The sequence below is a fragment of the Mesorhizobium sp. M0040 genome (assembly GCF_040323505.1).
Classification (GTDB): Bacteria; Pseudomonadota; Alphaproteobacteria; order Rhizobiales; family Rhizobiaceae; genus Mesorhizobium.
Genome location: NZ_JAMYVA010000040.1, coordinates 21125 through 45301, shown reverse-complemented (window position 1 = coordinate 45301; position 24177 = coordinate 21125). Strand labels below are relative to the sequence as shown.

Below are 24177 nucleotides of genomic sequence, written 5' to 3'. Positions count from 1 at the left end.
GGGCGGGACCGAAGCCCCGTCGACGGAACGTTTTCAGCTGCCTTCCGTTCGAATGAGCCTTGGCGCGAAGAGCGGACCGAGTTCGCAAAGGAGACGACCATGAGAATGCATCTTTCCACCGCGGTGGCGGGTTTTTTGCTGCTGGCAGGCATCGGCGCCGCTGCGGCGCAAGACGTTGTCATCGAACCGCAGCAGGAAACGGTCATCAAGGAGTATGTGAAAAAGCAGCCGCTGGCCTCGGTGAAAATCCCTGGGGTGGAGCTCAACATTGGCTCGACGCTCCCCGATACTGTCGAGCTTCATGAAGTCCCCAGCGTCAAATACCGCTATGTCATCGTCGACAATCGCACCGTCGTGGTCGACCCAGGCACGCGCAAGATCGTCAAGATCATCGAGTGACGTGAAAGCTCGGGCAGTCGTCGGCCGCCGCCCGCAAATGAGGGGCGGGCGACGTATGCGTTAGGCGGTTCCTCGGCGTCGTCGCTCAGCAGGAACCCGCCGTACCGTCGAGGGCCGGGGGACCTCACAGGCAGTTTCAATGCGAACAATCAGCAGACTTTTTGATTCCCATGACCAGGCGGCGCGTGCCGTCGAAGCGCTTCAGGCGGCAGGGATCGCCCGCCACGAAATCAGTGTCATCGGACCCTATGATGACGAAATCGGCGCCGTCTTGCGCGGTCCAGGCACCGGTGCCGCCCTTGGCGCGGCGGCCGGTTTGTTGGCCGGCCTCGGCGCGTTCGATATCCCCGGCATCGATCCCCTCGGCGCGGGATGGCTGGCCTCGGCCCTCGTCGGTGCAGTCCTGGGCGGCGTTGCCGGCAGGCTTTTCGGGACATCGTCCGGTACCGGCAAGCAGCCAGGCAAGCCGGATGCCGCACAAGGTGTGATCCTGGTGCTGGCGCATGTCGATGAAAGGCAGGCCGACACCGCACAGGCGGTGCTTGGGGCTTCCGTTCAGGCAACGCAGTCTTTGGCCAGGGCGGCATGAAGATTCAGCTCGGGCAAAGCGCTTGACCAGGCCGCGCAGCGGGGCGGCGATCCAAGCGCGAATTCAAAAATCTCTGGCAAGCCGTCGCCAGAAAGTGTTGAACACCGTGCCGATCACATTCGGCGAGCGGTTGCGCTCGGCGAGGCTTGATGATTTGCTGTCGGTTTGCGGAGAACGAATAATGCATGAGCCTGTCGGTCAAGACGAATATGGGTCGACCAGCCCGTTCGATCCGGACGATCTGTCGAGGTTGAACGCAATCGGCCCGAGCGCCGGCAGCAACGATTTCGAAAAATACGCAGTCGCCGTGATCATCGTGTTCGGCGCCCTGATCATCGGTGGCCTGATGGCTGCCGGCTTGAGCTTCGGGCGCCGCAGCACCTTCTTTTTCGCGCTTGGTGGCGCCACTGCAGCATGGATATCCGGCAATGCGCTTCTGCTCGACCGGCCGCGCATCTACGCGCTGTTCGTCGGCATCGCGGCGCTGATGCTGATTGCGTCGACAATCGCGCTGGTCACCTGAAGCAAGGCGCAATCTTCTTGTTGACCATGATCTTATCCGAAAACCGGTTCCCACTTTTTGGGGTTTAATACCCGATAGCCTTGCCGGCTGCGGCGCGGCTGTCGATGGCGCCATTGTAGCGGGCGCCGCCACCCTTCTCGATTTCCGCCAGGCTCTTGCCGCCGACCAGGATGCCGGCCGCCTGGCCCCAGGTCGTGTCGGCAAGATCGAGACGGTAGCCCATGCCGGTGAGCAGCTTTTCGGTATCGGGCGACAGGCCGAAAGGTTCGATATAGACCGTGTCGGGCAACCATTGGTGATGGATGCGCGGTGCGTCGATGGCCTCCTGGATGTTCATGCCGTGGTCGACGACGTTGACGATCGCCTCCAGCGTGATGGTGATGATGCGTGAACCGCCGGGGCTGCCGATGACCATGAACGGCTTGCCGTCTTTGGCGAGGATGGTGGGGCTCATCGACGACAGCGGCGTCTTTTTCGGCGCGATCGCATTCGCCTCGCCCTGGACCAGGCCATAGAGATTGGGCACGCCGGGTTTCTGGGTGAAATCGTCCATCTCGTTGTTGAGCAGGATGCCGGTGCCGGCGGCGACAACGCCGGCGCCGAAAGAGCCGTTCAGCGTGTAGGTTACCGCGACGGCATTGCCGTCATTGTCGATGATCGAAAAATGCGTCGTCTCGTTGCTCTCGCCAAAGCCCTTCGGCATCAATTCCTGCGAGACGCCGGCCCGGAACGGATCGATCTTTTCGCGAATTTCCCTGGCGTAGTTCTTGTCGAGCAGTTTTGCGACCGGATTGTCGATGAAGCCGGGATCGCCGAGCGCCGAATTGCGGTCGACATAGGCGTGGCGCATCGCCTCGACCATGACGTGAACCGTCTCGGCCGAACCGGCGCCGAGATAGGACAACGGATAGAACTCAAGCACGTTGAGGATCTCGCAGATGATGACGCCGCCGGAGCTCGGCGGCGGCGAGGAAATGATCTCGTAGCCGCGATAATTGCAGGTTGCCGGCTTGAGCTCGCGCACCGCATAGTTTTCGAAATCAGCCCTGGCCAGAATGCCGCCCTTCTCGCCACTCGCCTTGACGATGGCGTCGGCGGTCGCGCCTTTGTAGAAGGCATCCGCCCCGCGTTCGGAAATGGCGGCAAGCGAAGCCGCGAGATCGGGCTGAACAAGGCGCTCGCCGACAGCATAAGGCTTGCCATCCGGCTTGAGGAAAATGGCCGCCGCCGCTGGGTCCCTGGCCAACCGCTCCGCGCCGCCCTGGAGCGAGGCCGCATCGCCCTGCTCCAGCACGAAGCCTTCTTTGGCAAAGCGGATGGCCGGCGCAAGCAAGTCCTGCCGCGACAGCGTGCCGTATTTCTCCCGCGCCATCTCGAAACCGGCGACCGAGCCCGGCACGCCGACCGCCAGATAGCCGTCGAGACTGGCGCCTTTTACCGGCTTGCCGTCCTTATCGAGATACATGGTTTTGGTCGCGGCCAGCGGCGCGCGCTCGCGAAAATCGAGGAATGTCGAACGGCCGTCCTTGAAGCGGATGGTCATGAAGCCGCCGCCGCCGATATTGCCGGCGGTCGGGTAGACCACGGCCAGCGCATAGCCGACGGCGACCGCGGCATCGACGGCATTGCCGCCCTTCTTCAGCACCTCGACGCCGACCTCAGACGCAAGGTGCTGGGCGGTCACCACCATGCCGTGCTCGCCCTTCGCCGGCTGCGGCGAGGCGGCATAGGCGAGGAAGGGTACGAAGCTCAAGGTGAGGGAAAGGCTGACGGCGATCAGCGTTCGGCGGGTGTTGTGCATGGCCGTTCTCCGAGGCGTGGGGGTGTGCCTAGGAAACGCGCTTGGAGCGGTTGAGTCTACTGCGAAGATCGAAAGAATCGGGAGGGTTCGCACGCCTGTGCCGGTTCGCCTCGCAACCGCCGTTGCAATCTTCGGCGACTGCAACGGCATGGATCCTAGGGTCTTCGCTACGTCGCTTCGCTCCTGCTCCGCCCTAGGATGACGAAGGGAGGGAGGGATCGGCTAATCCCGAAAGTTTGCGATTTGCCAGCAGCCGCCAGCCTGCAACGTTTGCCATTGCCATCAGCCGCCAATCCCCAACATCTGCGATTAGCTGTAGGCCCTCACGCCTTCGTCATCCTAGGGCGGAGCAGGAGCGAAGCGACGTCGCGGAGACCCTAGGATCCATGCCGTTACTTCTGAGCGCCGCAGCGTTGGAAACAAGGCCACGCTTCATCGCGGCTCCCAGAATTTTCACGTTACAGCAATTTTGTTCTTGCTTTGTGCCGACAGCTATGCTACTAATTTGAGTGTGGTGCTAATTGGCTCCAACGACCCGCCCTTCGTGGCGGGTTTTTCATTTTCACCCCAACATCAAACAATCCCGCCGCCGACGCTCGCCACCGCCGGCCGTTCGGCTGCGACCTTCGCTCGGTAGCCGGCGGCGCGGTAGGCGGCGACCGGATCGATGGCGCCGCCGGTCTTCAGCCGCGCCATGGCAAGGATCGGCTCGACGTCGGTGCGATAGGCTGTCTTCAGCGTCTGCGTCGCCATCAGCGCGTCATTGGCGTCCTGGAAGCCTTCGAGCGCCTTGCGGTCGACCAGCAGCGCCTGGGCATAGGCGCGCTGCACCTCGACCGCCGACAACATCAGGCTTTCTATCGGATCGGTGACGTTATGGCTCTGGTCGAGCATGTGAGCCGGATCGAACCCTTCTGCACCTGAAAGCTCGGCATCGACCAGTTCATTGAAGACGAGGAACAGCCGGTAGGGATCGATCGACCCGGCGTCGAGATCGTCGTCGCCATATTTCGAATCGTTGAAATGGAAGCCGCCAAGTTTCTTGAACTGGATCAGTCGCGACACGATCATCTCGATGTTGACGTTGGGGGCGTGATGGCCGAGGTCGACCAGACAGAACGCCTTGTCGCCAAGCTCTTTGGCGATGATGTAGTTGGTGCCCCAATCCTGCACGACGGTCGAATAGAAGGCCGGCTCGTACATCTTGTGCTCGGTGAACAGTTTCCAGCCGTCCGGCAGTCCGGCATAGATCTCCTTCATCGCGTCGAGATAGCGCTCGAATGCCTTGGCGAAATTGACCTGGCCGGGAAAGTTCGAGCCGTCACCGATCCATACCGTCAGCGCTTTGGAGCCCAGCGTCCTGCCGATCTCGATGCATTCGAGATTGTGCTCGACCGCCTGCCGGCGTGTTGCTGCATCGGCATGTGACAGCGAGCCGAATTTATAGGAAAGTTTTTGGTCCCTGGCGTCGGAGAAGGTGTTGGAGTTGATGGCGTCGAAGCCGAGGCCGAAGCGGGATGCCGCCTGCTTCAGCCGGTTCGGATCGGCCTTGTCCCAGGGAATATGCAGCGAGACGGTCGGCGTCGCCTGCGTCAATTGCCGGATGACGGCGCAGTCCTCGATCTTGTCGAAAATGTCACGCGGCTCTCCGGCGCCGGGAAAGCGGGCAAAGCGGGTGCCGCCGGTGCCGACGCCCCAGGACGGGATGGCGACGGCGAATTTCTCGACCTTGTCGCGGATGGCGTCGATGGCGATGCCGCGGCGGTCGAGGCGCTCGCCGAGAGACTCGTAGTCGCGCTTGAGATTGGCGTTGCGCGCGGCATTGTCTTTCTCGACAACATCGGCGGAGATGATGGTTTCGGACACTAAAGTTTCCTCCCAAATGCGTTCGGTTGGCGCTGCCCCTCAGCCGCCTGCCGGCACCTTCTCCCCGTATGGTGACCGGGAGAAGGGTAAAGCTCCGGCGTCGGCGCCAACCCTCAAACGACTGCTTATCGCGTAAAGCTCTGTGCGTTGCCGGCGTCGACGTTGATGATGTTGCCGGTCGATTTGGCCGACATATCGGAGGCGAAGAAATAGATCGCCTCGGCGATGTCTTCGGGGAACACCGACCGCTTCAGCATCGAACGCGAGCGGTAGTGCTCCTCGAGATCGTCGGTCGACATCTTGTAGGCGGCGGCGCGCTGTTCCTTCCATTCGCCGGTCCAGATCTTCGAGCCGCGCAGCACAGCGTCGGGGTTGACGACATTGACCCTGATCTGCGCTTCCGCGCCTTCCAGCGCCAGGCAGCGTGCCAGATGGATTTCGGCGGCCTTGGCAGTGCAATAGGCGGCGGCGTTTGGCGATGCGGCAAGCCCATTCTTGGAGGCGACGAAGACGACGTTGCCGCCGATCTTCTGCGCCCGAAACAGCCGGAACGCCTCCCGCGAAACCAGGAAATAGCCGGTCGACAGGATGTCCATGTTCTTGTTCCACAGCGTCAGCGTGGTGTCCTCGATCGGCGCCGAGGAGGCCAGGCCGGCATTGGAGACCAGAATATCGATGCCGCCGAATTCGACCGCCGTTTCGGCAAAGCCGGAGATCACCTGATCCTCGGACGTGACGTTGATGACTACGGGCCGCACGAAATCCTTGCCATAGGCCTTGGCAAGCTCGTCATTGGCGCTGGCAAGCGCTGCTTCGTCGATATCGGCCAGCACGACGCACGCGCCCTCGCGCAGCAGCCGGCTGGCGGTGGCCCGGCCGATGCCGCCGGCGCCGCCGGTGACCAGCGCAATCTGGCCGGCAAGAGCCTTTGGTTTCGGCAGGCGCTGCAGCTTTGCCTCTTCGAGCAGCCAGTATTCGATGTCGAAGGCTTCCTGGTCGGGCAGGCCGACATAGGTCGAGACCGTCGAGGCACCGCGCATGACGTTGACGGCGTTGACGTAGAATTCGCCCGATATGCGCGCCGTCGCCTTGTCGCCGGCGAAGGTGAACATGCCAACGCCGGGCATCAGATAGACGACGGCGTTCGGATCGCGCACCGGTGGCGAATCCGCGTGCTTGCAGCGGTCATAATAGGCCTGATAGCCGACGCGATACTCCGCCACATCATCGGCAAGACGGGCAATGACGGCATCGACGTCGGGATTTTGGGGGTCGAACTCGATGACCAGCGGCCGGATCTTGGTGCGCAGGAAGTGGTCCGGGCAGGACGTGCCGAGTGCCGCCAGCGGCCGCAAATCCCTGGAATTGACGAATTCGAGCACGGCAGGGGAATCGTCGAAATGGCCGAGCTTGTGGCTGTTCTCCGAGATCAGGCCACGGATCCTCGGCATCAGTTTTGCGGCCACGACGCGACGCGCAGGCGCATCGAGGGATTTGACGACTTCGCCGCCGAAAATCGGCTTGCCCTGGCTCTTGCGCTCGAACCAGTCGATCGCCTGGTTGATCACCGAGATCGTCGTCTCGTAGCATTCCTTCGGCGTGTCGCCCCAGCTGAACAGGCCATGACTGGCCAATACGACACCCTTGGCTTCGGGGTTTTCGCGGCAGAATTTCTCCAGCCACAGGCCGAGCTCGAAGCCCGGACGTTTCCATGGCAGCCAGCCGATCGTGTCGCCGAAGATCTCCTTGGTCAGCGCCTGCGAATCCTTGGCGGCGGCAATGGCGATGATGGCATCGGGATGCATATGGTCGACATAAGGCTTCGGCACGAAGGCATGCAGCGGCGTGTCGATGGAAGCCGCGCGCGGGTTGAGGTTGAAGGTGCAATGGGGCAGATAGCCGACCATCTCGTCTTCATGTTCGAGGCCGCGATAGAGACCTTTCAGCGCCCGCAATTTGTCCATGTAGAGCGTGGCGAAGCCGTCGAGCTTGATCGAGGCGCTGTCGCCGCCCGAGCCCTTGACCCACAGCACTTCCACGCTCTCGCCGGTGAGCGGATCGTTTTGCCAGATTTTGGAGGAGGTGTTCCCGCCGCCATAATTGGTGACGCGCTTGTCGGAGCCAAGAACATTCGAGCGATAGACCAGACGTTCGGGCTCGCTCATTGCTTGCGCTTTTGCGTCATCCCAACGATTGGCGAGGCGCGTGCCGGAGCGCTTGTCGAGCATAGGTATCCTCCCTTTGGGACACGCAAACGGCGCGCGTCCCTTTTGTACGAATTTCTACGCAAGCGGCGGCCTTGTCAATCACAAACGATCAATATCAGTCATATTGCATTGCACAATGAAATTATCTGATCGGAAATGATTGACACTGCGCGCTTTGGGTGACTAGATGCTCCGGCAGGGAGGAACCATGCACGAGAAAGAGCGCCACAGGATCATTCTGTCCGCCGTCCAGGAAAAGCCTGTGGTGACGGTGCAGGAGATGGTCGACCTGACGGAGTCGTCGGAGGCGACGATCCGGCGCGACATCGCGGCATTGCATGTGCAAAAACGGCTGCGCCGGGTGCGCGGCGGCGCCGAGGCGCTTTCGCCGCCGCAGTTCATCGGCCTTGCCGGCCGGCCCTTTTCCGTCAACGAGACCATCAACGCTTCGCAGAAGCGGGCAATCGCGCGGGAAGCCGTGGATCTGTGCAAGGACGGCGAGCCGATCATCATCAATGGCGGCACCACCACCTTCCAGATGGTGCATTTCCTGACCGGCCGCCGCATGCCGATCTTCACCAATTCCTTCCCGATCGCGGAGCACTTGCTCAGGCACTCCAAGAACACGGTGATGCTGTCGGGCGGCACCATCTACCGCGAGCAGAACATCATCCTGTCGCCGTTCGACAATGACGTGACGCGCAATTTCTACGCGCGCCGCATGTTCATGGGCGCGCAAGGGCTGGGGCCGCTCGGTCTTATGGAAGGCGACCCGCTGCTGATCCAGGCCGAGCAGAAACTGATCGACCAGGCAGACGAATTGGTGGTGCTGGTCGATTCCTCGAAGTTCCGCAAACGCTCGAGCCTGATCCTGTGCGGCCTGTCGCGCATCGCCACGGTGATCACCGACGACGCCATCGAGGATCGCGAAGCCAAGATGCTGGAGACCGCCGGCGTGACGCTGATCATCGCCCGCACAACGGCAACCAACAAGGAAGAATCTTCGCTGCAGGCCTGAGAACCACTCACGCCCGCAGCGGCGATGGAATGCAACGCTCAAGGGAGGATATTCGATGAGCTTTCTGAAGAAATTGATGGTTACGGCGGCGTTCTCCGCCGCCATGTTCGTGAATGCCGCCTACGCCGAAAACGTCAAGATCGCGCTGGTGGTGAAGTCGCTCGGCAACGGCTTCTTCGACGCCGCCAACAAGGGCGCCGAAGAGGCGGCCAAGGAGCTCGGCGATGTCGATATCATCTACACCGGCCCGACCAAGGCGACCGCCGAAGCGCAGATCGAAGTGGTCAATTCGCTGATCGCCCAGAAGGTCAATGCCATCGCCATTTCGGCGAACGACGCCGACGCGCTGGTGCCAGTGCTGAAGAAGGCGATGCAGCGCGGCATTACCGTCATCTCGTGGGATTCAGGCGTCGCGCCGGAAGGACGCCAGCTTCACCTCAACCCCTCCGATACCAACCTGATCGGTGAGACCATCATCAAGCTGGCCGCCGACTACCTGCCGGAAGGCGGCGATGTCGCCATCCTGTCGGCTTCTTCGACCGCGACCAACCAGAATGCCTGGATCGACGCGGCCAAGAAGGTGCTGCCGGAGAAGTTCCCCAAGATCAAGCTCGTCGCCACCGTCTATGGCGACGACGACTCGGCCAAGAGCACGGACGAAGCCAAGGGCCTGCTGAAGTCCTATCCGAACCTCAAGGCGATCATCGCACCGACCACGGTCGGCGTCGTTGCCGCCGCGCAGGTGGTAACCGATGAAGGCCTGATCGGCAAGGTCAACGTCACCGGCCTGGCGCTGCCGTCGGAGTTCAAGAAGTTCATCGACAATGGCGCCAGCCAGGCGGTTGCGCTGTGGAACCCGATCGATCTCGGCTACTCCGCCGTCTACCTCGCCCACGATCTGGCGGTGAAGAAGGAAGAGGCCAAGCCCGGTGCTACGCTGTCGATCGGCCGCGTCGGCAAGGTCACGCTCGACGACACCAACTCGGCTGCAATGGCTCCGCCCTTCCAGTTCGACAAGTCGAACATCGAAAAGTTCTCCAAGATCTATTGATCCTGGAATCTTCGAAACGGTGCGGCGGGGCTCAGGTTCCGCCGCGCTTTCAAACGAACCTTGCTACAGGGCTTGATACGATTATGGACACGACAGCCCAGCACGAAGTGGCAAATGAAGCGCCTTTGTCATCCGGACCGCGCCTGACGCTGTCCGGCATCTCGAAAAGCTTTCCCGGCGTGCGGGCGCTGCACAATGTCGGCCTGTCGCTCTATCCCGGCCACGTAACCGCGCTGATCGGCGAAAACGGTGCCGGCAAGTCGACGCTGGTCAAGATCATGACCGGCATCTACCAGCCGGATGCTGGCACGATCAGCATCGACGGCCAGGCGGTCACACTGCCCAGCGCCCACGCCGCGTTCGGGCATGGCATCACCGCCATCCACCAGGAAACCGTGCTGTTCGACGACCTGACGGTGGCCGAAAACATCTTCCTCGGCCATGCGCCGCGCACGCGTTTCAAAACCATCGACTGGCGCACCATGCGCAAGAATGCCCGCGAGGTGCTCGACACGATGGGCGCCGGCCATATCGACGCCGACGCCAGGCTGAAGGATCTCGGCATTGCCAACAAGCACCTAGTCGCGGTTGCCCGCGCCATGTCCATCGACGCGCGGATCGTCATCATGGACGAGCCGACGGCAGCGCTTTCGATGAAGGAGATCGAAGAGCTTTTCCTGCTGATCGAATTCCTCAAGAGCGACGGCAAGGCGATCCTGTTCATCAGCCACAAATTCGATGAGATCTACCGCATCGCCGACCGCTATACCGTGTTCCGCGACGGCGAGATGGTCGGCGAAGGCCTGATCAAGGACGCCGGCCAGAGCCAGATCGTACGCATGATGGTCGGCCGCTCGGTCGATCACATCTTTCCGCAGCGCAAGGCCGAGATCGGCGCGCCGGTGCTGGCCGTCTCCGGCCTGTCGCACCCGACCGAGTTCGACGACATAGGCTTCGAGCTGCACAGGGGCGAAATCCTCGGCTTCTACGGCCTTGTCGGCGCCGGGCGCAGCGAGGTGATGCAGGCGATATCAGGCATCACCCGCACCAGCGGCGGCACGATCACGCTGGAGGGTAAGGCAATCGCGCCGAAATCGGCGGCGGATTCGATCGACGCCGGCATCGTCTATGTGCCGGAGGAGCGCGGCAAGCAAGGCGTGGTGATCGGCCTGCCGATCTTCCAGAATGTCTCGCTGCCCTCGCTCAAACGGACATCCAAATCCGGCATATTGCGGCTGGCCGAAGAGTTCGCGCTGGCCCGCTCCTACACCGAGCGGCTCGATCTGCGCGCCTCCTCGCTCAGCCAGGACGTCGGCACGCTGTCGGGCGGCAACCAGCAGAAGATCGTCATCGCCAAATGGCTGGCGACCGCGCCCAAGGTGATCATCCTGGACGAGCCGACCAAGGGCATCGACATCGGCTCGAAGGCGGCCGTGCACGGCTTCATGGCCGAGCTCGTCGAGCAAGGCCTGTCGGTGATCATGGTGTCGTCCGAATTGCCGGAAATTCTCGGCATGTCGGACCGCGTCGTGGTTATGCGCGAGGGCCGCATTGCCGCGGTCTACGACAATAAAGGGCTCGACGCCGAAACTTTGGTCAGGACGGCAGCGGGGATCGCGGCATGAAGGCTCTTCTCAAACATCGCGAGGTCTGGCTGCTGGCGGCAATCGTCGTGCTGATCGGGCTGATCTCCACGCGGTTTCCAGGTTTTGCCGATCCGGCCAACCTGCGCCAGGTGTTCAACGACACGTCGATCCTGATGATCCTGGCGCTCGGCCAAATGGTCGTCATCCTGACCCGCTCGATCGACCTGTCGATGGCTTCAAATCTCTGCTTCACCGGCATGGTGGTGGCAATGCTGAACGCCGCGCATCCGGCGATCCCGATCCCGCTGCTGATCGTCATCGCACTGCTGGTCGGCCTGGTGCTCGGCGCCATCAACGGCCTGCTGGTATGGCGGCTGAACATTCCCTCGATCGTGGTAACGCTCGGCACCCTCACCATCTACCGCGGCGCCACGTTCGTCATTTCAGGCGGCGCCTGGGTCAACGCCGACCAGATGGGCGCTGATTTCATCGGGTTGCAGCGCGCGGCTTTCCTCGGCATTCCGGTACTGTCGTGGATCGCCCTGCTGGTTATTGCGCTGTTTTTCCTGGTGATGACGCGCACCGCGCTCGGCCGCTCGATCTATGCCATCGGCGTCAACCCGACCGCATCGGTCTATGCCGGCATCGATGTCGGCCGGACGAAATTCATCGTCTTCTGCATTTCGGGGATGATCGGCGGCCTCTGCGGCTATCTATGGATTTCGCGCTACGTCATCGCCTCGGTCGAGGTCGCCAACGGCTATGAGCTCAACATCATCGCCGCCTGCGTCATCGGCGGCATCTCGATCGCCGGCGGCATCGGCTCGGTCGGCGGCGCGGTGCTCGGCGCGCTGTTCCTCGGCATCATCTCCAACGCGCTGCCGGTGATCAACATCTCACCCTTCTGGCAGATGGCGATTTCAGGCAGCGCCATCATCCTGGCCGTGGTGCTCAACGCGCGCGGCGAACGCCGGCAAGGCCGCATCATCCTCAAGAAGGCGGAAGCGGCATGACCGACACCCCTGCCCCACGCCATATTCCCGACCGGCTCGACAAGCCGCTGACGTCGGCGATCTTCTCATGGGAGGCGCTGCTGGTCGTCGTGGCGGTTGCCATCTTTGCCGTCAACAGCTTTGCCTCGCCCTATTTCCTCGACGCGTGGTCGCTGTCGGACCTGACCTACAACTTCACGGAAAAGGCGCTGATCGCGCTGGCCATGGCGCTGCTGATCATCTCCGGCGAAATCGACCTGTCGGTGGCCGCCATCATCGCGCTGGCGTCAACAATGATGGGCATGGCGGTGCAGGCCGGCGCCGGCATGCCTGAACTGGTGGCAATCGGCCTCGTCGTCGGGCTCGGCTGCGGCGCCTTCAACGGACTGCTCGTCACCAGGCTCGGCTTGCCGTCGATCGTCGTCACCATCGGCACGATGAGCCTGTTTCGCGGCATTGCCTTCATCATCCTGGGCGACCAGGCCTACAAGGGCTATCCCGCGAGCTTCGCCTTCTTCGGCCAGGGCTATGTCTGGTGGGTGGTGTCGTTCGAACTGACGCTTTTCCTGATCGCGGCAGTCGTCTACTGGTTCCTTCTGCACCGGACGAGCTTCGGCCGCCGGGTCTTTGCCATCGGCAACAACCCGGTCGCGGCGCAGTTTTCCGGCGTACGCGTCGGCCGTATCAAATTCATCCTGTTTTGCCTGACCGGCCTGATGGCGGGCATCGCCTCGGTGCTGATCACATCGCGGCTCGGCTCGACCCGGCCGTCCATCGCACAGGGCTACGAGCTGGAAGTCATCACCATGGTGGTGCTCGGCGGCGTCAGCATCCTGGGCGGCGCCGGCAGCATTCTGGGTGTGGTGCTGGCCGCCTTCATCATGGGACTGGTGACCTTCGGCCTCGGCCTGCTCAACGTGCCGGGGATCGTTATGTCGATCTTCATCGGCCTGCTGCTGATCATCGTCATCGCGCTGCCGATCCTGTGGCGGCGAGTACGGCGGGAGCGCTTTGCCTGATGCCGGAGAAATACGCGTTCAAGATGAAGCTCAATCCGGGCATGAAGGCCGAATACAAGAGGCGCCACGACGACATCTGGCCGTCGCTGGTCGCGCTGCTCAAGCAGGCCGGTATCTCCGATTACTCGATCCATCTCGACGAAGAGACCAACACCTTGTTCGGCGTGCTGTGGCGCCGTGACGACCATGGCATGGACGAATTGCCGAAGCATCCGGTGATGCAGCGTTGGTGGGCCGAGATGGCGGACATCATGGAGACCAAGCCGAACAACGAGCCGGTGGCGGTGCCGCTGGAAACAATGTTCCATATGGAATGACCCGCCACGTCGCCGTCATCGATATCGGCAAGACCAACGCCAAGGTGGCGCTGGTCGATCTTGCCGCGGCAAGCGAAGTCGCGCTGCGCAGGATGGTGAACGAGCCGGTTCGGCAAGGCCCGTACCCGCACCATGACGTCGAGCGGTTATGGGCGTTTATCCTTGGCAGCCTGGCCGAGATCGATCGCGAGCAGCGCATCGATGCGATATCGATCACCACCCATGGCGCTACGGGCGTGCTGGTCGACGCATCAGGCGAACTGGCGCTGCCGGTGCTCGACTACGAATTCGACGGGCCGGATGCCCTTGCCGGGGACTATGACACGATCCGTCCGGCGTTCTCCGAGACCGGCACGCCGCGCCTGCCGGCCGGCCTCAATCTCGGCGCGCAGCTGTTCTGGCAGCAGAAGCGCTTTCCGGCGGATTTCGCCAGAACCGCCGCGATCCTGACGTATCCGCAATACTGGGCCTTGCGCCTGACCGGCGTCGCCGCCAGCGAGGTGACTTCGCTCGGCTGCCACACCGATCTGTGGAACCCGTGGAAAGCGGATTTTTCGTCGCTGGTCGACCGGCTGCAATGGCGCCGGCTAATGGCGCCGGTGCGGCAGGCCAAGGACCGCTTGGGCCCGATCCTGCCCGCTCTCGCGCGGCAAACCGGCCTCGACCCGCAAACGCCGGTGTTTTGCGGCCTGCACGATTCCAACGCCTCGCTGCTGCCGCATCTCCTGTCCGACAGACCGCCTTTCTCCGTGGTCTCGACCGGCACCTGGGTGGTGTCGATGGCAGTCGGCGGCAACAAGATCGCGCTCGACCCGGCACGCGATACGCTGGTCAATGTCAACGCGCTCGGCGATCCCGTGCCCTCGGCGCGCTTCATGGGTGGCCGCGAGTTTTCCGTGCTGACCGAGGGCCAATCGGAGAACTGGACGGAAGACGATGTTGCCACGGTGCTAGCGCGCAAGACGTCCCTATTGCCCTCGACCCAACAGGGTTCGGGGCCGTTTCCGCATCATACCGCATCATGGCTTAACGCGGACGGTATGAGCGTCGGCCAGCGCTTTGTCGCCATCTCGTTCTACCTGGCGCTGATGACCGCGACCTGCCTCGACCTGATCGGCGCGGACGGTCCCACCATCGTCGAAGGACCCTTCGCCCGCAACCGGCTGTTCACCCGCATGCTGGCTGCGGCGGCGGCGCGCGCCGTCATTGCCTCCGAGGCTGCGACAGGCACCAGCATCGGCGCCGCCTTGCTGGCGTCGGACCAGGGGACACCGCAAGGCAGAGGCGAAAGGACCGAACCGTCGGCCGATCCACTCTGGACAAGTTACGTACGCTCCTGGCGTTCGGCGGTCGACGAACGAACCTGACCGCCGAGCTCATGGCGCCCTGATGTCTGGAGATGCCTAGTTCCTGTAGAGCAATCCTTGCGGATCGATCTCCGGCTTGCGGCCGGCGACCACGTCAGCAAGGAATTTTCCCGAACCGCAGGCCATGGTCCAGCCGAGATGGCCGTGGCCGGTGTCGAGGTAGAGATTGTCGTACCGCGCCCGGCCGATGACCGGCACGGAGTTCGGCATCATCGGGCGAAGTCCAGCCCAGAGCTCAGCCTTGCTCTCGTCGAAAGCGCCGGGGAACAGGTCCTTGCCGGTGTTCAGGATCGAGTTGAAATCACGTGGCTTGAACGTGCGGTCGAACCCGGTGAACTCCGCCGTCGAGGACATCCGCAGCCGATTTCCCAGCCTGGAATAGCCGATCAGCCGGTCCTCGTCGGCGCCGCCCATGATCGGCCCCTTGCTTCCATCTTCCAGTGGAACAGTCACGGTATAGCCCTTCACGGGATAGACGGGCAGGTCGATGCCGTACCGGCGGCCGAGCAGACCGCTCTCCGGCCCCATGGAAATGACCACCGCGTCGCCGATTATCGGGCCGGCCGAGGTCATCACCGCGCGCACTCGGCCACCGTCGATGTCGAGGCCTTCGACAGTGGTGCCGTAGAGGAATTGGACGCCGAGTTTCTCGGCGGCATAGGCAGCGAGGCGCTGCGTGAATTGGCTGGAGTCGCCGGTCTGGTCGATCGGCGAATAGACGCCGCCGGCTATCTTGTCCTTGGCGCCGGCAAGGCCGGGCTCGAGCTCGACCAGCCGTTCGCGGCCGACGATCTCGATCGGCAGGCCGTGTTCGCCGAGATAGCGATAATTGTCGGTGCCGGTATCGAAGCTCTGCTGCGAGCGGAAGAAATAGAGAATGCCTTTCTTGCGCTCGTCGTAGTGGATGCCGGTTTCGGCGGAGACGGCGTTGATGCAGTCGCGCGAATAGAGCGCCAGACGCAGCTTGACGTCGGTGTTGGCGCGCATGCGCTTATGCGTGCATTGGCGCAGGAAGCGCAGGCTCCAGGCGAAAAAATACGGATCGAAGCGCAGCCGCACCTTGATGCCGAGATCGTGGTTGTAGAGGCCGCGCAGGAACGTCTTCAGCGCGGCGGGCGAGGCCCAGGCGGTGGCGTCTCCGGGCGACACCAGGCCGGCATTCGACCGGCTGGTGCCGCGTGCTGCCGCCGGATGGCGCTCGATCACCGTCACCTCATGGCCGTCGCTGGCCAGATAATAGGCCGCCGCCGTACCGACGACGCCGGCCCCAAGCACCAGGATTTTCATTCCGCCCCCAGCGCGCTGAACCAACCTTTGCGGAGAGCCCACTTCACCCCAGAGCCGAATTCTTGCTGGTCAGGATGCGCTCCCAGGCAAGCGCATCGGCAACTATCTGGTCGAGGTTGTCGCGCTGCGGGGTCCAGCCGAGCTCGCCGCGCGCCAGCTCCGAATTGGCGACGACCGCGGCGGCGTCGCCGGCGCGGCGATCGCCCATCCGCACGTCGAAATCATGGCCGAAGACGCGGCGGACGCTGTCGATGACCTCGAGCACCGAATAGCCGTGGCTGTAACCACAATTGGCGACCAGGCTCGATCCGCCGGCACGCAGCCGCTGAAGCGCCAGCCGATGCGCCGCCGCCAGGTCGCTGACGTGGATGTAGTCGCGCATGCAGGTACCGTCCGGTGTCGGATAGTCGGTGCCGAACACCTGCATGAAGGGGCGCTTGCCGAGCGCCGTCTCGCAAGCGACCTTGATCAGATGCGTGGCACCGGGCGTCGATTGGCCGGTGCGGCCCTTCGGATCGGCGCCGGCGACGTTGAAATAGCGCAGCGCCGTATAGCGCAACCCATGGGCAATCGCCGCGTCGCGCAGCATCCATTCGCTCATCAGCTTGGACAGGCCATAGGGCGATTCCGGCGCAAGCCGGGCATCCTCGCGCACCGGCTCCAGGCCGGCGCCGCCATAGACGGCGGCGGTCGAGGAAAAGATGAAATTGGGCACGCCTTCGCGCACCGCGGTCTCGATCAAGGTGCGCGTCTTGCAGGTGTTGTTCTCGTAATAGGCAAGCGGGTCGGCAACCGATTCGGGGACCACGATCGAGCCGGCGAAATGGATGATCGCGTCGACCTTATTGTCGCGAATGATCGAGGCGACCAGTTCCCTGTCGGCGACGTCGCCGACGACGAGCTTTGCTTCCGGGGCCACCGCCCATTCAAAGCCGGTGGAAAGCCGGTCGAGGACGACGACGTTGTCGCCCGTGTCCAGCAATTCCCAGACCATATGGCTACCGATATAGCCGGCCCCGCCTGTCACCAAAACCGTCATCCGCATCCTCGCTATTCATGATTTATCGGAACTGTCTCAATCGTCGCCGTACTGGAAAATCTGCCGCCAGGCCATTAAAACCTGCGGTAACCAGTCTCATCGGCGCGTGGCATTGTCCTGAAACAAGATTGATCCACATCAAGGGAATAGGCCACGTTCCGTGGTCGTTAGGAACAGGCACGGGGCGTGGCATTTTGACCAAAAAGGCCAGGTGGACGCCGAAAAGGCCAATGACTATGATCCCGCGCAAAACTGGGAAGGCGACATGAACTATCAGCGGTTCTTCGAGGAAGCGATCGACCAGCTCCATGCGGAGCGTCGCTACCGCGTCTTCGCCGACCTTGAGCGTATCGTCGGGAAATTCCCGCGCGCCATCTGGCGCGCCAATGGCCGCGCCGAGGAAATCACCGTCTGGTGCTCCAACGACTATCTCGGCATGGGCCAGCATCCCGACGTCATTGCCGCGTTCCAGAAGGCGGCAGGCAAGATGGGGTCGGGGGCCGGCGGCACCCGCAACATTTCCGGCACCAGCAACCCGCTGGTCGAGCTCGAACTGGAGCTGGCCGACCTGCACGACAAGGAAGCCGCACTGGTTTTCACCTCCGGCTTTGTTTCCAACGAGGCGTCGATCTCGACCATCGCAAAGCTGCTTCCCAATTGCCTGATCATCTCGGACGAGCTCAACCACGCTTCGATGATCGAGGGCGTGCGGCGCTCGGGCGCCGAGAAGAAGATCTTCCGCCATAACGACGTCGCGCATCTCGAAAGCCTGCTGCAGACGGCCGGCCGCGAGCGCGCCAAGCTGATTGTCTTCGAGAGCGTCTATTCGATGGACGGCGACATCGCGCCGATCAAGCAGATCGTCGATCTCGCCGAGCGCTACAACGCCATGACCTACATCGACGAGGTCCACGCCGTCGGCATGTACGGGCCGCGCGGCGGCGGCATCACCGAGCGCGAAGGGCTGGCCGACCGCATCGACATCATCGAGGGCACACTGGCCAAGGCGTTCGGCACGCTTGGCGGCTACATCGCCGGCAACACTGCGGTGATCGACGCGGTGCGCTCCTATGCGCCGGGCTTCATCTTCACCACGGCGTTGCCGCCGGCGATCGCTGCCGCGGCAACCACCTCGATCCGCCATCTCAAGCGCTCGCAGGCCGAGCGCGATGCGCAGCTGCGTCAGGCGACACGGACCAAGCAAGTGCTGGCCGCGGCCGGCCTGCCGGTGATGGAGTCGCCTACCCACATCGTGCCCCTTCTGGTCGGCGATCCCGAGCTCTGCAAGATGGCCAGCGACCGCCTGCTCGGTGTGCACGGCATCTACATCCAGCCGATCAACTACCCGACGGTGCCGCGCGGCACCGAGCGGCTGCGCATCACGCCTACACCGTTCCATTCGGACGCGTTGATTGCGTCCCTGCAGGACGCGCTGGTCGAGACATGGGATGCGTTGGGGATTCCCTACGGTTCGGCGGGCCGACCGTCGGTCGCCAAGAGCGACCGCGTCATTCCGTTGCTGGTGCCGAAGTCGGGCGGGTGAAGCCCGTTTGAAACTCTACTCCGGCGGCCATCTGACGCGGCTTTCTGCGCTTCCGGTGCTCACGGACCCAAATGTCCGCTGCGCTCCGGTTCTCGAAACCCACTCCAGCTGACTCGCCGGAGCGAGTTTCAACTCGGGCTTCGAGGCAGCTCACACACTCTTCATCCATTTCGCCAGCCGGTGTGCGGCTTCCTCGAGCTGGTCGAGGCGGCGGTGGAAGCACAGCCTGAGGAAGGCTTCGCCGCCGGGGCCGAAGGCGGTGCCGGGAGCCAGGCCGACATTGGCGCGGTCGACCATGTCGAAGGCGGCAGCGCGGGAATCGGAGATGCCGTCGACCGCGAAGAACAGATAGAATGCGCCCTGCGGCACGGTGAACCGCGCCCTGCCGGTTTCGGCGAGAATGCCGCACACCAGGTCGCGCGCCGCCCTCGCCCGCTCCACCTGCTCGACGATGAAGGCGTCGCCCTCATCGAGGGCAACGACGGCGCCGCGCTGCATGAACTGCGCAACGCCGGACGTCGAATACTGGACCAGGTTCTCGAACACCTGCTGCAAGGCGGGATGGATCTTGATCCAGCCGATGCGCCAGCCGGTCATCGCCCAGTTCTTGGAAAAGGAATTGACGAACAGGATGCGATCCTCATCGGCCATGATGTCGATGAAGGACGGCGCGCGGCCATGGCCGTAATGAAACAGCGAGTAGATCTCGTCGGCGATGATCCACAGGCCCCTTTCACGGGCAAGGTCGAGGATCGCCTGCAGCGTCTCCTTGTCGGCGGTCCAGCCGGTCGGGTTGGACGGCGTGTTGACGAACAGCGCCTTGGTCCGTGGCGTGATCGCCGCTGCGATCTTGTCGGCATCGCAAGACCAGCCATTGCCCGACTGGTCGAGCGTGACCGCGACCGGCACGGCGCCGGCGACGCCGGCGGCGGCGGCGAAGTTCGGCCATGCCGGCGACAGGTAGACGAGTTCGTCGCCCTTGCCGGCCACCGCATCGATGGCCATCTGGATGGCGTGCATGCCGGAGCCGGTGACGATGAATTCCTCGTTGGCGAAAGTCTTGCCGAAATGCCTGGTATAGTAGCGGGCGAGCGCCTGCCTGAGTTCGGGAATGCCCCGCTGCCAGGTGTAGAAGGTCTCGCCGCCGGCGAGTGCCTTGGCGGCTGCATCGGTGATGAAGGCAGGCGTCGGCAGGTCGCCCTCGCCGGCCCAGAGCGGGATCATGCCGTCGCGGCCGCGGCCACGGTTCATGACGGCGACAATGCCGCTTTCAGGCGCCGCCCGCGCTTCGGCGCGCAGAGTATCGATCAGGGTCATGGATGGGTCCGTTTTCGTTTGCTCGACTGCTAGCGTGTTTCAGGGCGGACGAAAACAGAAAACCCCGGCGGCAAGCGACCGGGGTTTTGGTCCAGAAAGTTACCGCAGGCGCTACTTTCTGGCGAGGAGATCGCGAATTTCGGTGAGCAGCGCGACGTCGGCCGGCGGCGGAGCGGCCGGGGCGGCCGGTTTTTCACGCTCCAGCCGCTGGCGCAGATTGTTCACCGCCTTGACCATCACGAAGATGATGAAGGCGAGGATAAGGAAGTTCAGCGCCACGGTGATGAAGCTGCCATAGGCGAAGACCGCGCCCTGTTTCTTTGCCTCAGCCAGCGATGTGGCGTTAACGGCCGAGGACAAGGGCAGAAAGTAGTTGTTGAAGTCCAATCCGCCCAAAATCGCCCCGATGACCGGCATGATGATGTCGTCGACCAGCGAGGTGACGATCTTGCCGAAGGCAGCGCCAATGATGACGGCGACGGCCAGATCCATCACATTGCCCCTGGAAATGAATTCCTGAAATTCTTTCAGCATTCGACCCTCCTTGTCCTGACCGGCCGTGCTGCCGTCCACGCCTCGGCATCGACCGGCGGGCAGAATAGCAAAAACCTGCGGTTGCGACAGGCGCAAAGACGTGTTTCCCCGGCCTGGATTGCGCGAAGCCGCGGCCATAATGCGCCGAAAGCCGCGATGGACTCGGTGGCCAAGCTGTGATTGCGTCTGCAAGGCCGGATGAAAAAATCGGCGCAGGGAGGAAGTTCGAGCCGTGCAGGGCTGGTTCATCGTCATCATCGCGATCGCCTATGTGACGTTGCTGTTTGCCATCGCCAGCCTGGGCGACCGGCGCTCGACTTCATCCGGGCCTGGCCGCGCCCGGCCCTTTATCTATGCGCTCAGCCTCGCCATCTACTGCACCTCCTGGACCTTCTTCGGCTCGGTCGGCCTGTCCTCCGAGCGCGGCCTCGAGTTCCTCGGCATCTATATCGGACCGGTGCTGGTGTTCGTGTTCGGCTTTCCGCTGCTGCAGCGCATCGTCAGGCTGGCCAAGACCGAGAAGATCACCTCGATCGCCGACTTTCTCGGTGCCCGCTACGGCAAGAGCTTCGCTGTCGCGGCGATCGCCACACTGATCGCGACCATCGGCGCCGTGCCGTATATCGCGCTGCAATTGAAGGCGATCTCGGGCTCGGTCAGCCTGATGGTCGAGCACTATACCGGCTCGCCGCCGTCGTTCGATCCGTTCGTCAGTGACATCTCGCTGGTCGTGGCCATGCTGCTGGCGCTGTTTGCGGTGCTGTTCGGCACGCGCCATGCCGATGCCACCGAGCACCAGGACGGGCTGGTGCTGGCTGTGGCGGTCGAGACCGTGGTCAAGCTCGCCGCCTTCCTGGCGATCGGCCTGATGGTCACGTTCCTGATCTTCGGCGGGCCAGGCGATATGTTCGACCAGCTCGCCGAAAACACGAAGGTGCGCCAGGCGATGGGCTACAACACCTCGCTCGCTACCTGGCTGGTGCTGACATGCCTGAGCGGCTTTGCCATCCTCATGCTGCCGCGCCAGTTCTACGTCACCATCGTCGAAAACCGCAGCGAGGCCGAGCTGCGCACCGCGACATGGGTGTTTCCGCTCTATCTGGTGGCAATCAACCTGTTCGTGCTGCCGATCGCATTGGCCGGCCTGGAACTGGTCGGCCCCAAGACCAGCAGCGACCTTTACGTGCTGTCGCTGCCGCTGTTCAGCGGCCACGACGTGCTGGCCATGGCCGCCTTCATCGGCGGGCTGTCGGCGGCGACCGCAATGGTGATCGTCGAAAGCGTCGCGCTGTCGATCATGATCTCCAACGACCTGGTCATTCCGCTGTTCGTGAGGCGATTGCTGCGGACCACGACCTCCGAGAACGAGGACTGGTCGACGCTCATCCTCAATGTACGGCGGGCGGCGATCTTCATCATGCTGTTTATCGCCTTCCTCTACTACCGCGAGAGCACCAACAGCGCGCGGCTGTCCTCGATCGGCCTGATGTCGTTCGCCGCGATCGCGCAGTTCGCGCCGGCGTTGATCGGCGGCCTGGTCTGGCGCGGCGCCAACGGCCGGGGTGCCGCACTTGGCATGGTCGCCGGCATCGTCGTCTGGAGCTACACGCTGCTGCTTCCCTCGCTCGTCGCGCCCGATACCGGCATCCTCGTCCACGGCCTGTTCGGCTTAGATGCGTTGCGGCCGCAAGCGCTTTTCGGCACCGTCGCCGAGCCGCTGAACCATGGCGTGCTGTGGAGCCTCTCGATCAACACGCTGTTTTTTGTGTTCGGCTCGCTGTCGCGGGCGTCGGTGCCGCTGGAACGCATCCAGGCGTCGATCTTCGTGCCGCGCGAAGCGGGTCCGCTGCCCAGCCTGCGCCGCTTCCGCACCACCATTACCGTCAACGACCTCAAGGACACGATCGCGCGCTATCTCGGTGTCGAACGGACCGAGCGGTCCTTTCAGTCGTTCGAAAAGAGCAGCGGCACTTCCCTGCTCGGCAACGAACAGGCCAGCATGGACGTCATCCGCTTCTCCGAACAGCTTCTGGCCAGTGCCGTCGGCTCATCCTCGGCGCGGCTGATCCTGTCGCTGCTGCTGCGCCGCAACGACCGCGAATCCAAGGACGCCTTCCGCCTGCTCGACGACGCCACCGAGGCGCTGCAGCACAATCGCGATCTGCTGCAGATCGCACTCGACCAGATGGAACAGGGCATCACTGTCTTCGACCGCGATTTCCGGTTGATTTGCTGGAACCGCCAGTACCGGGCGCTGTTCGACCTGCCCGACGAGATGGGCCAGGTCGGCGTCTCACTCGATCGTATCCTGCGCCACCTTGCCGAGCGCGGTGACATACCGGCAGACCAGCGCGTCACCATGCTCAACCGCCTGACCAGCTTCGTCAGCCCATGGCAGATGGAGCTGAAGACAAGCGGGCGCATCCTGGAATTGCGCTCCAATCCGATGCCGGACGGCGGCATCGTCGCCACCTACGCCGACATTTCCGGACGTGTCGAGCAGGATCTGGCGCTTAAGCGCGCCAACGAATCCCTGGAACAGCGGGTGAAGAGCCGCACCGCCGAGCTCACCCGCGTCAACGAGGAGCTGGCGCAGGCGCAGATGCTGGCCGAGGAGGCCAATCTCGGCAAGACCCGCTTCCTCGCTGCCGCCGGCCACGACATCCTGCAGCCGCTGAACGCCGCCCGCCTCTATTGCTCGTCGCTGATCGAGAAGACCGGCAAGGGACCTGCCGGCAAGGCGGCGATGAACATCGAATCGTCGCTGGAATCGGTCGAGACCATCCTCGGTGCGGTGCTCGACATTTCGCGCCTCGATGCCGGCGCGATGAAGCCGGACGATACGAGCTTCGGCCTCGACGGGCTGCTGCGCCAGATCGGCAACGACTTCCGGCCGCTTGCCGCCGAAAAGAAGCTCGAACTCTCGATCATGCCGTCGTCGCTCAGCGTCATGACGGACCGCAATCTGCTGCGCCGGCTGATCCAGAACCTGGTTTCCAACGCCATCAAGTATACGCGCCGTGGCCGCATCCTGGTCGGCGCGCGGCGGCGCGGCGAACTGGCCGAGATCCAGGTTATCGACACCGGCATCGGCATTGCCGGCGACAAGCTCAACACCGTGTTTCGCGAATTCACCCGGCTGGACGAGGGCGCACGCGAGGCGGAAGGCCTCGGCCTTGGGCTCTCCATTGTCGACCGCATCGCCCGCGTCCTGCGCCTCGAAATCCGGATCTTCTCCAACCCAGGCAAGGGCACACGCTTTTCCGTGTTGCTGCCGGTGGTGGCCGTGCAGGCACCGCGGCGCGAGGCCGAGGCGAAGCCGCCTGCCCGTGCCGCGGCCTCGCTTGCCGGGCTCCATGTGCTCTGCATCGACAACGACGCCCGCATCCTCGACGGCATGCGGCTGCTGCTCGAGGGCTGGGGCTGCAGCGTCGACACGCTTTCCGGCGCGGAGGATCTCGAGAGGTCCGGCATGCATCGGCCGGACATCGTGCTTGCCGACTATCATCTCGACGACAAGACCGGCCTCGAATTGATCGCCCAGTTGCGTGCGATCCATGGCGAGGACCTGCCGGCCGTGCTGGTCACCGCCGACCGCTCCAGCGAGGTTCGCGCCGCTGCCGGCAGGCTGGACGTGCCGGTGATCAGCAAACCACTGAAACCGGCGATGCTGCGCTCGATGATGGCCAGGGTCAGGCCGCTGGCGCCGGCGGCCGAATAGG

Annotated in this window: 19 protein-coding genes; 12 read left to right on the top strand and 7 right to left on the bottom strand. The window is 63.3% G+C overall.

All coding sequences use genetic code 11. From position 1 onward, the window contains the following. The first annotated feature begins 99 nt into the window (after positions 1-99). The 3 genes from NKJ91_RS25565 to NKJ91_RS25555 all read left to right on the top strand — a co-directional run bounded on the left by NKJ91_RS25565 (position 100) and on the right by NKJ91_RS25555 (position 1511). On the top strand, positions 100-399 hold the full coding sequence (locus tag NKJ91_RS25565; RefSeq protein ID WP_352457747.1) for a DUF1236 domain-containing protein: 300 nt from the start codon (positions 100-102) through the stop codon (positions 397-399). 139 nt (positions 400-538) lie between these two features. Beyond that, positions 539-988: a hypothetical protein gene (locus NKJ91_RS25560; protein WP_352457746.1), complete on the top strand. Its 450-nt coding sequence runs from the start codon at positions 539-541 to the stop codon at positions 986-988. A 181-nt stretch (positions 989-1169) separates the two neighbouring features. Next, the gene (locus NKJ91_RS25555; RefSeq protein ID WP_292663955.1) at positions 1170-1511 is read left to right on the top strand and encodes a hypothetical protein; all 342 of its coding nucleotides are present in this window, start codon (positions 1170-1172) and stop codon (positions 1509-1511) included. Between the two features lie 64 nt (positions 1512-1575). Here NKJ91_RS25555 and ggt read toward each other — a convergent pair whose 3' ends face one another. From ggt to NKJ91_RS25540, 3 genes are all read right to left on the bottom strand, one after another. After that, positions 1576-3312, bottom strand: coding sequence for a gamma-glutamyltransferase (ggt, locus tag NKJ91_RS25550; RefSeq protein WP_352457745.1), 1737 nt, complete (start codon positions 3310-3312; stop codon positions 1576-1578). A 573-nt stretch (positions 3313-3885) separates the two neighbouring features. Continuing rightward, positions 3886-5178: an L-rhamnose catabolism isomerase gene (rhaI, locus tag NKJ91_RS25545; protein ID WP_352457744.1), complete on the bottom strand. Its 1293-nt coding sequence runs from the start codon at positions 5176-5178 to the stop codon at positions 3886-3888. A 125-nt stretch (positions 5179-5303) separates the two neighbouring features. Continuing rightward, positions 5304-7406 carry a bifunctional rhamnulose-1-phosphate aldolase/short-chain dehydrogenase gene (locus NKJ91_RS25540; RefSeq protein WP_352457743.1) on the bottom strand — a complete coding sequence of 701 codons (2103 nt, stop codon included), beginning with the start codon at positions 7404-7406 and terminating at the stop codon, positions 5304-5306. 187 nt (positions 7407-7593) lie between these two features. On the opposite strand from NKJ91_RS25540, the gene NKJ91_RS25535 reads away from it, so the two are divergent. The 7 genes from NKJ91_RS25535 (at position 7594) to NKJ91_RS25505 (ending at position 14735) form a co-directional block, all read left to right on the top strand. Further along, positions 7594-8403, top strand: coding sequence for a DeoR/GlpR family DNA-binding transcription regulator (locus NKJ91_RS25535; RefSeq protein ID WP_023677380.1), 810 nt, complete (start codon positions 7594-7596; stop codon positions 8401-8403). A gap of 55 nt (positions 8404-8458) precedes the next feature. After that, positions 8459-9454 (top strand): rhamnose ABC transporter substrate-binding protein, encoded by a 996-nt coding sequence (gene rhaS, locus NKJ91_RS25530; RefSeq protein WP_352448664.1) that lies wholly within the window; start codon positions 8459-8461, stop codon positions 9452-9454. 83 nt (positions 9455-9537) lie between these two features. Continuing rightward, a complete protein-coding gene (locus NKJ91_RS25525; protein WP_352457742.1) occupies positions 9538-11079 on the top strand; it encodes a sugar ABC transporter ATP-binding protein in 1542 nt (513 codons plus the stop codon). Continuing rightward, positions 11076-12053, top strand: coding sequence for an ABC transporter permease (locus tag NKJ91_RS25520; protein ID WP_352457741.1), 978 nt, complete (start codon positions 11076-11078; stop codon positions 12051-12053). Before NKJ91_RS25525 ends, NKJ91_RS25520 begins: the two co-directional genes overlap by 4 nt. Then, the gene (locus tag NKJ91_RS25515; RefSeq protein ID WP_352457740.1) at positions 12050-13051 is read left to right on the top strand and encodes an ABC transporter permease; all 1002 of its coding nucleotides are present in this window, start codon (positions 12050-12052) and stop codon (positions 13049-13051) included. The genes NKJ91_RS25520 and NKJ91_RS25515 overlap by 4 nt, the downstream gene beginning before the upstream one ends. Further along, positions 13051-13368 (top strand): L-rhamnose mutarotase, encoded by a 318-nt coding sequence (gene rhaM, locus NKJ91_RS25510; RefSeq protein WP_352448660.1) that lies wholly within the window; start codon positions 13051-13053, stop codon positions 13366-13368. The genes NKJ91_RS25515 and rhaM overlap by 1 nt, the downstream gene beginning before the upstream one ends. Continuing rightward, entirely contained in the window at positions 13365-14735 is a 1371-nt protein-coding gene (locus NKJ91_RS25505) for an FGGY-family carbohydrate kinase (protein WP_352457739.1), read from the top strand. Before rhaM ends, NKJ91_RS25505 begins: the two co-directional genes overlap by 4 nt. 36 nt (positions 14736-14771) lie before the next feature. On the opposite strand, the gene NKJ91_RS25500 is transcribed toward NKJ91_RS25505, so the two are convergent. Both NKJ91_RS25500 and galE read right to left on the bottom strand, forming a co-directional pair. Beyond that, a complete protein-coding gene (locus NKJ91_RS25500; protein WP_352457738.1) occupies positions 14772-16022 on the bottom strand; it encodes a D-amino acid dehydrogenase in 1251 nt (416 codons plus the stop codon). A gap of 43 nt (positions 16023-16065) precedes the next feature. Then, the gene (gene galE, locus NKJ91_RS25495) at positions 16066-17061 is read right to left on the bottom strand and encodes a UDP-glucose 4-epimerase GalE (protein WP_352448657.1); all 996 of its coding nucleotides are present in this window, start codon (positions 17059-17061) and stop codon (positions 16066-16068) included. Positions 17062-17326: 265 nt separating this feature from the next. On the opposite strand from galE, the gene hemA reads away from it, so the two are divergent. Further along, positions 17327-18604: a 5-aminolevulinate synthase gene (gene hemA, locus NKJ91_RS25490; RefSeq protein ID WP_352448656.1), complete on the top strand. Its 1278-nt coding sequence runs from the start codon at positions 17327-17329 to the stop codon at positions 18602-18604. Positions 18605-18754: 150 nt separating this feature from the next. Here the strand turns inward: hemA and NKJ91_RS25485 are convergent, their stop codons facing one another. Beyond that, the gene (locus NKJ91_RS25485) at positions 18755-19921 is read right to left on the bottom strand and encodes a pyridoxal phosphate-dependent aminotransferase (protein WP_352457737.1); all 1167 of its coding nucleotides are present in this window, start codon (positions 19919-19921) and stop codon (positions 18755-18757) included. A 111-nt stretch (positions 19922-20032) separates the two neighbouring features. Next, complete coding sequence (gene mscL, locus NKJ91_RS25480) at positions 20033-20455, bottom strand: large conductance mechanosensitive channel protein MscL (RefSeq protein WP_352457754.1); 423 nt, start codon at positions 20453-20455, stop codon at positions 20033-20035. Positions 20456-20687: 232 nt separating this feature from the next. Between mscL and NKJ91_RS25475 the strand changes: the two genes are divergently transcribed. Further along, a complete protein-coding gene (locus NKJ91_RS25475) occupies positions 20688-24176 on the top strand; it encodes a PAS domain-containing hybrid sensor histidine kinase/response regulator (RefSeq protein WP_352457736.1) in 3489 nt (1162 codons plus the stop codon). The last annotated feature ends 1 nt before the right edge of the window (position 24177 follow it).

Bases quoted from the DNA above. Each gene is read 5' to 3' on its own strand.
- NKJ91_RS25565 (WP_352457747.1), top strand. From the start codon at position 100: ATGAGAATGCATCTTTCCACCGCGGTGGCGGGTTTTTTGCTGCTGGCA.
- NKJ91_RS25560 (WP_352457746.1), top strand. From the start codon at position 539: ATGCGAACAATCAGCAGACTTTTTGATTCCCATGACCAGGCGGCGCGT.
- NKJ91_RS25555 (WP_292663955.1), top strand. From the start codon at position 1,170: ATGCATGAGCCTGTCGGTCAAGACGAATATGGGTCGACCAGCCCGTTC.
- ggt (WP_352457745.1), bottom strand. From the start codon at position 3,312: ATGCACAACACCCGCCGAACGCTGATCGCCGTCAGCCTTTCCCTCACC.
- NKJ91_RS25540 (WP_352457743.1), bottom strand. From the start codon at position 7,406: ATGCTCGACAAGCGCTCCGGCACGCGCCTCGCCAATCGTTGGGATGAC.
- NKJ91_RS25535 (WP_023677380.1), top strand. From the start codon at position 7,594: ATGCACGAGAAAGAGCGCCACAGGATCATTCTGTCCGCCGTCCAGGAA.
- rhaS (WP_352448664.1), top strand. From the start codon at position 8,459: ATGAGCTTTCTGAAGAAATTGATGGTTACGGCGGCGTTCTCCGCCGCC.
- NKJ91_RS25525 (WP_352457742.1), top strand. From the start codon at position 9,538: ATGGACACGACAGCCCAGCACGAAGTGGCAAATGAAGCGCCTTTGTCA.
- NKJ91_RS25520 (WP_352457741.1), top strand. From the start codon at position 11,076: ATGAAGGCTCTTCTCAAACATCGCGAGGTCTGGCTGCTGGCGGCAATC.
- NKJ91_RS25515 (WP_352457740.1), top strand. From the start codon at position 12,050: ATGACCGACACCCCTGCCCCACGCCATATTCCCGACCGGCTCGACAAG.
- rhaM (WP_352448660.1), top strand. From the start codon at position 13,051: ATGCCGGAGAAATACGCGTTCAAGATGAAGCTCAATCCGGGCATGAAG.
- NKJ91_RS25505 (WP_352457739.1), top strand. From the start codon at position 13,365: ATGACCCGCCACGTCGCCGTCATCGATATCGGCAAGACCAACGCCAAG.
- NKJ91_RS25500 (WP_352457738.1), bottom strand. From the start codon at position 16,022: ATGAAAATCCTGGTGCTTGGGGCCGGCGTCGTCGGTACGGCGGCGGCC.
- galE (WP_352448657.1), bottom strand. From the start codon at position 17,061: ATGACGGTTTTGGTGACAGGCGGGGCCGGCTATATCGGTAGCCATATG.
- hemA (WP_352448656.1), top strand. From the start codon at position 17,327: ATGAACTATCAGCGGTTCTTCGAGGAAGCGATCGACCAGCTCCATGCG.
- NKJ91_RS25485 (WP_352457737.1), bottom strand. From the start codon at position 19,921: ATGACCCTGATCGATACTCTGCGCGCCGAAGCGCGGGCGGCGCCTGAA.
- mscL (WP_352457754.1), bottom strand. From the start codon at position 20,455: ATGCTGAAAGAATTTCAGGAATTCATTTCCAGGGGCAATGTGATGGAT.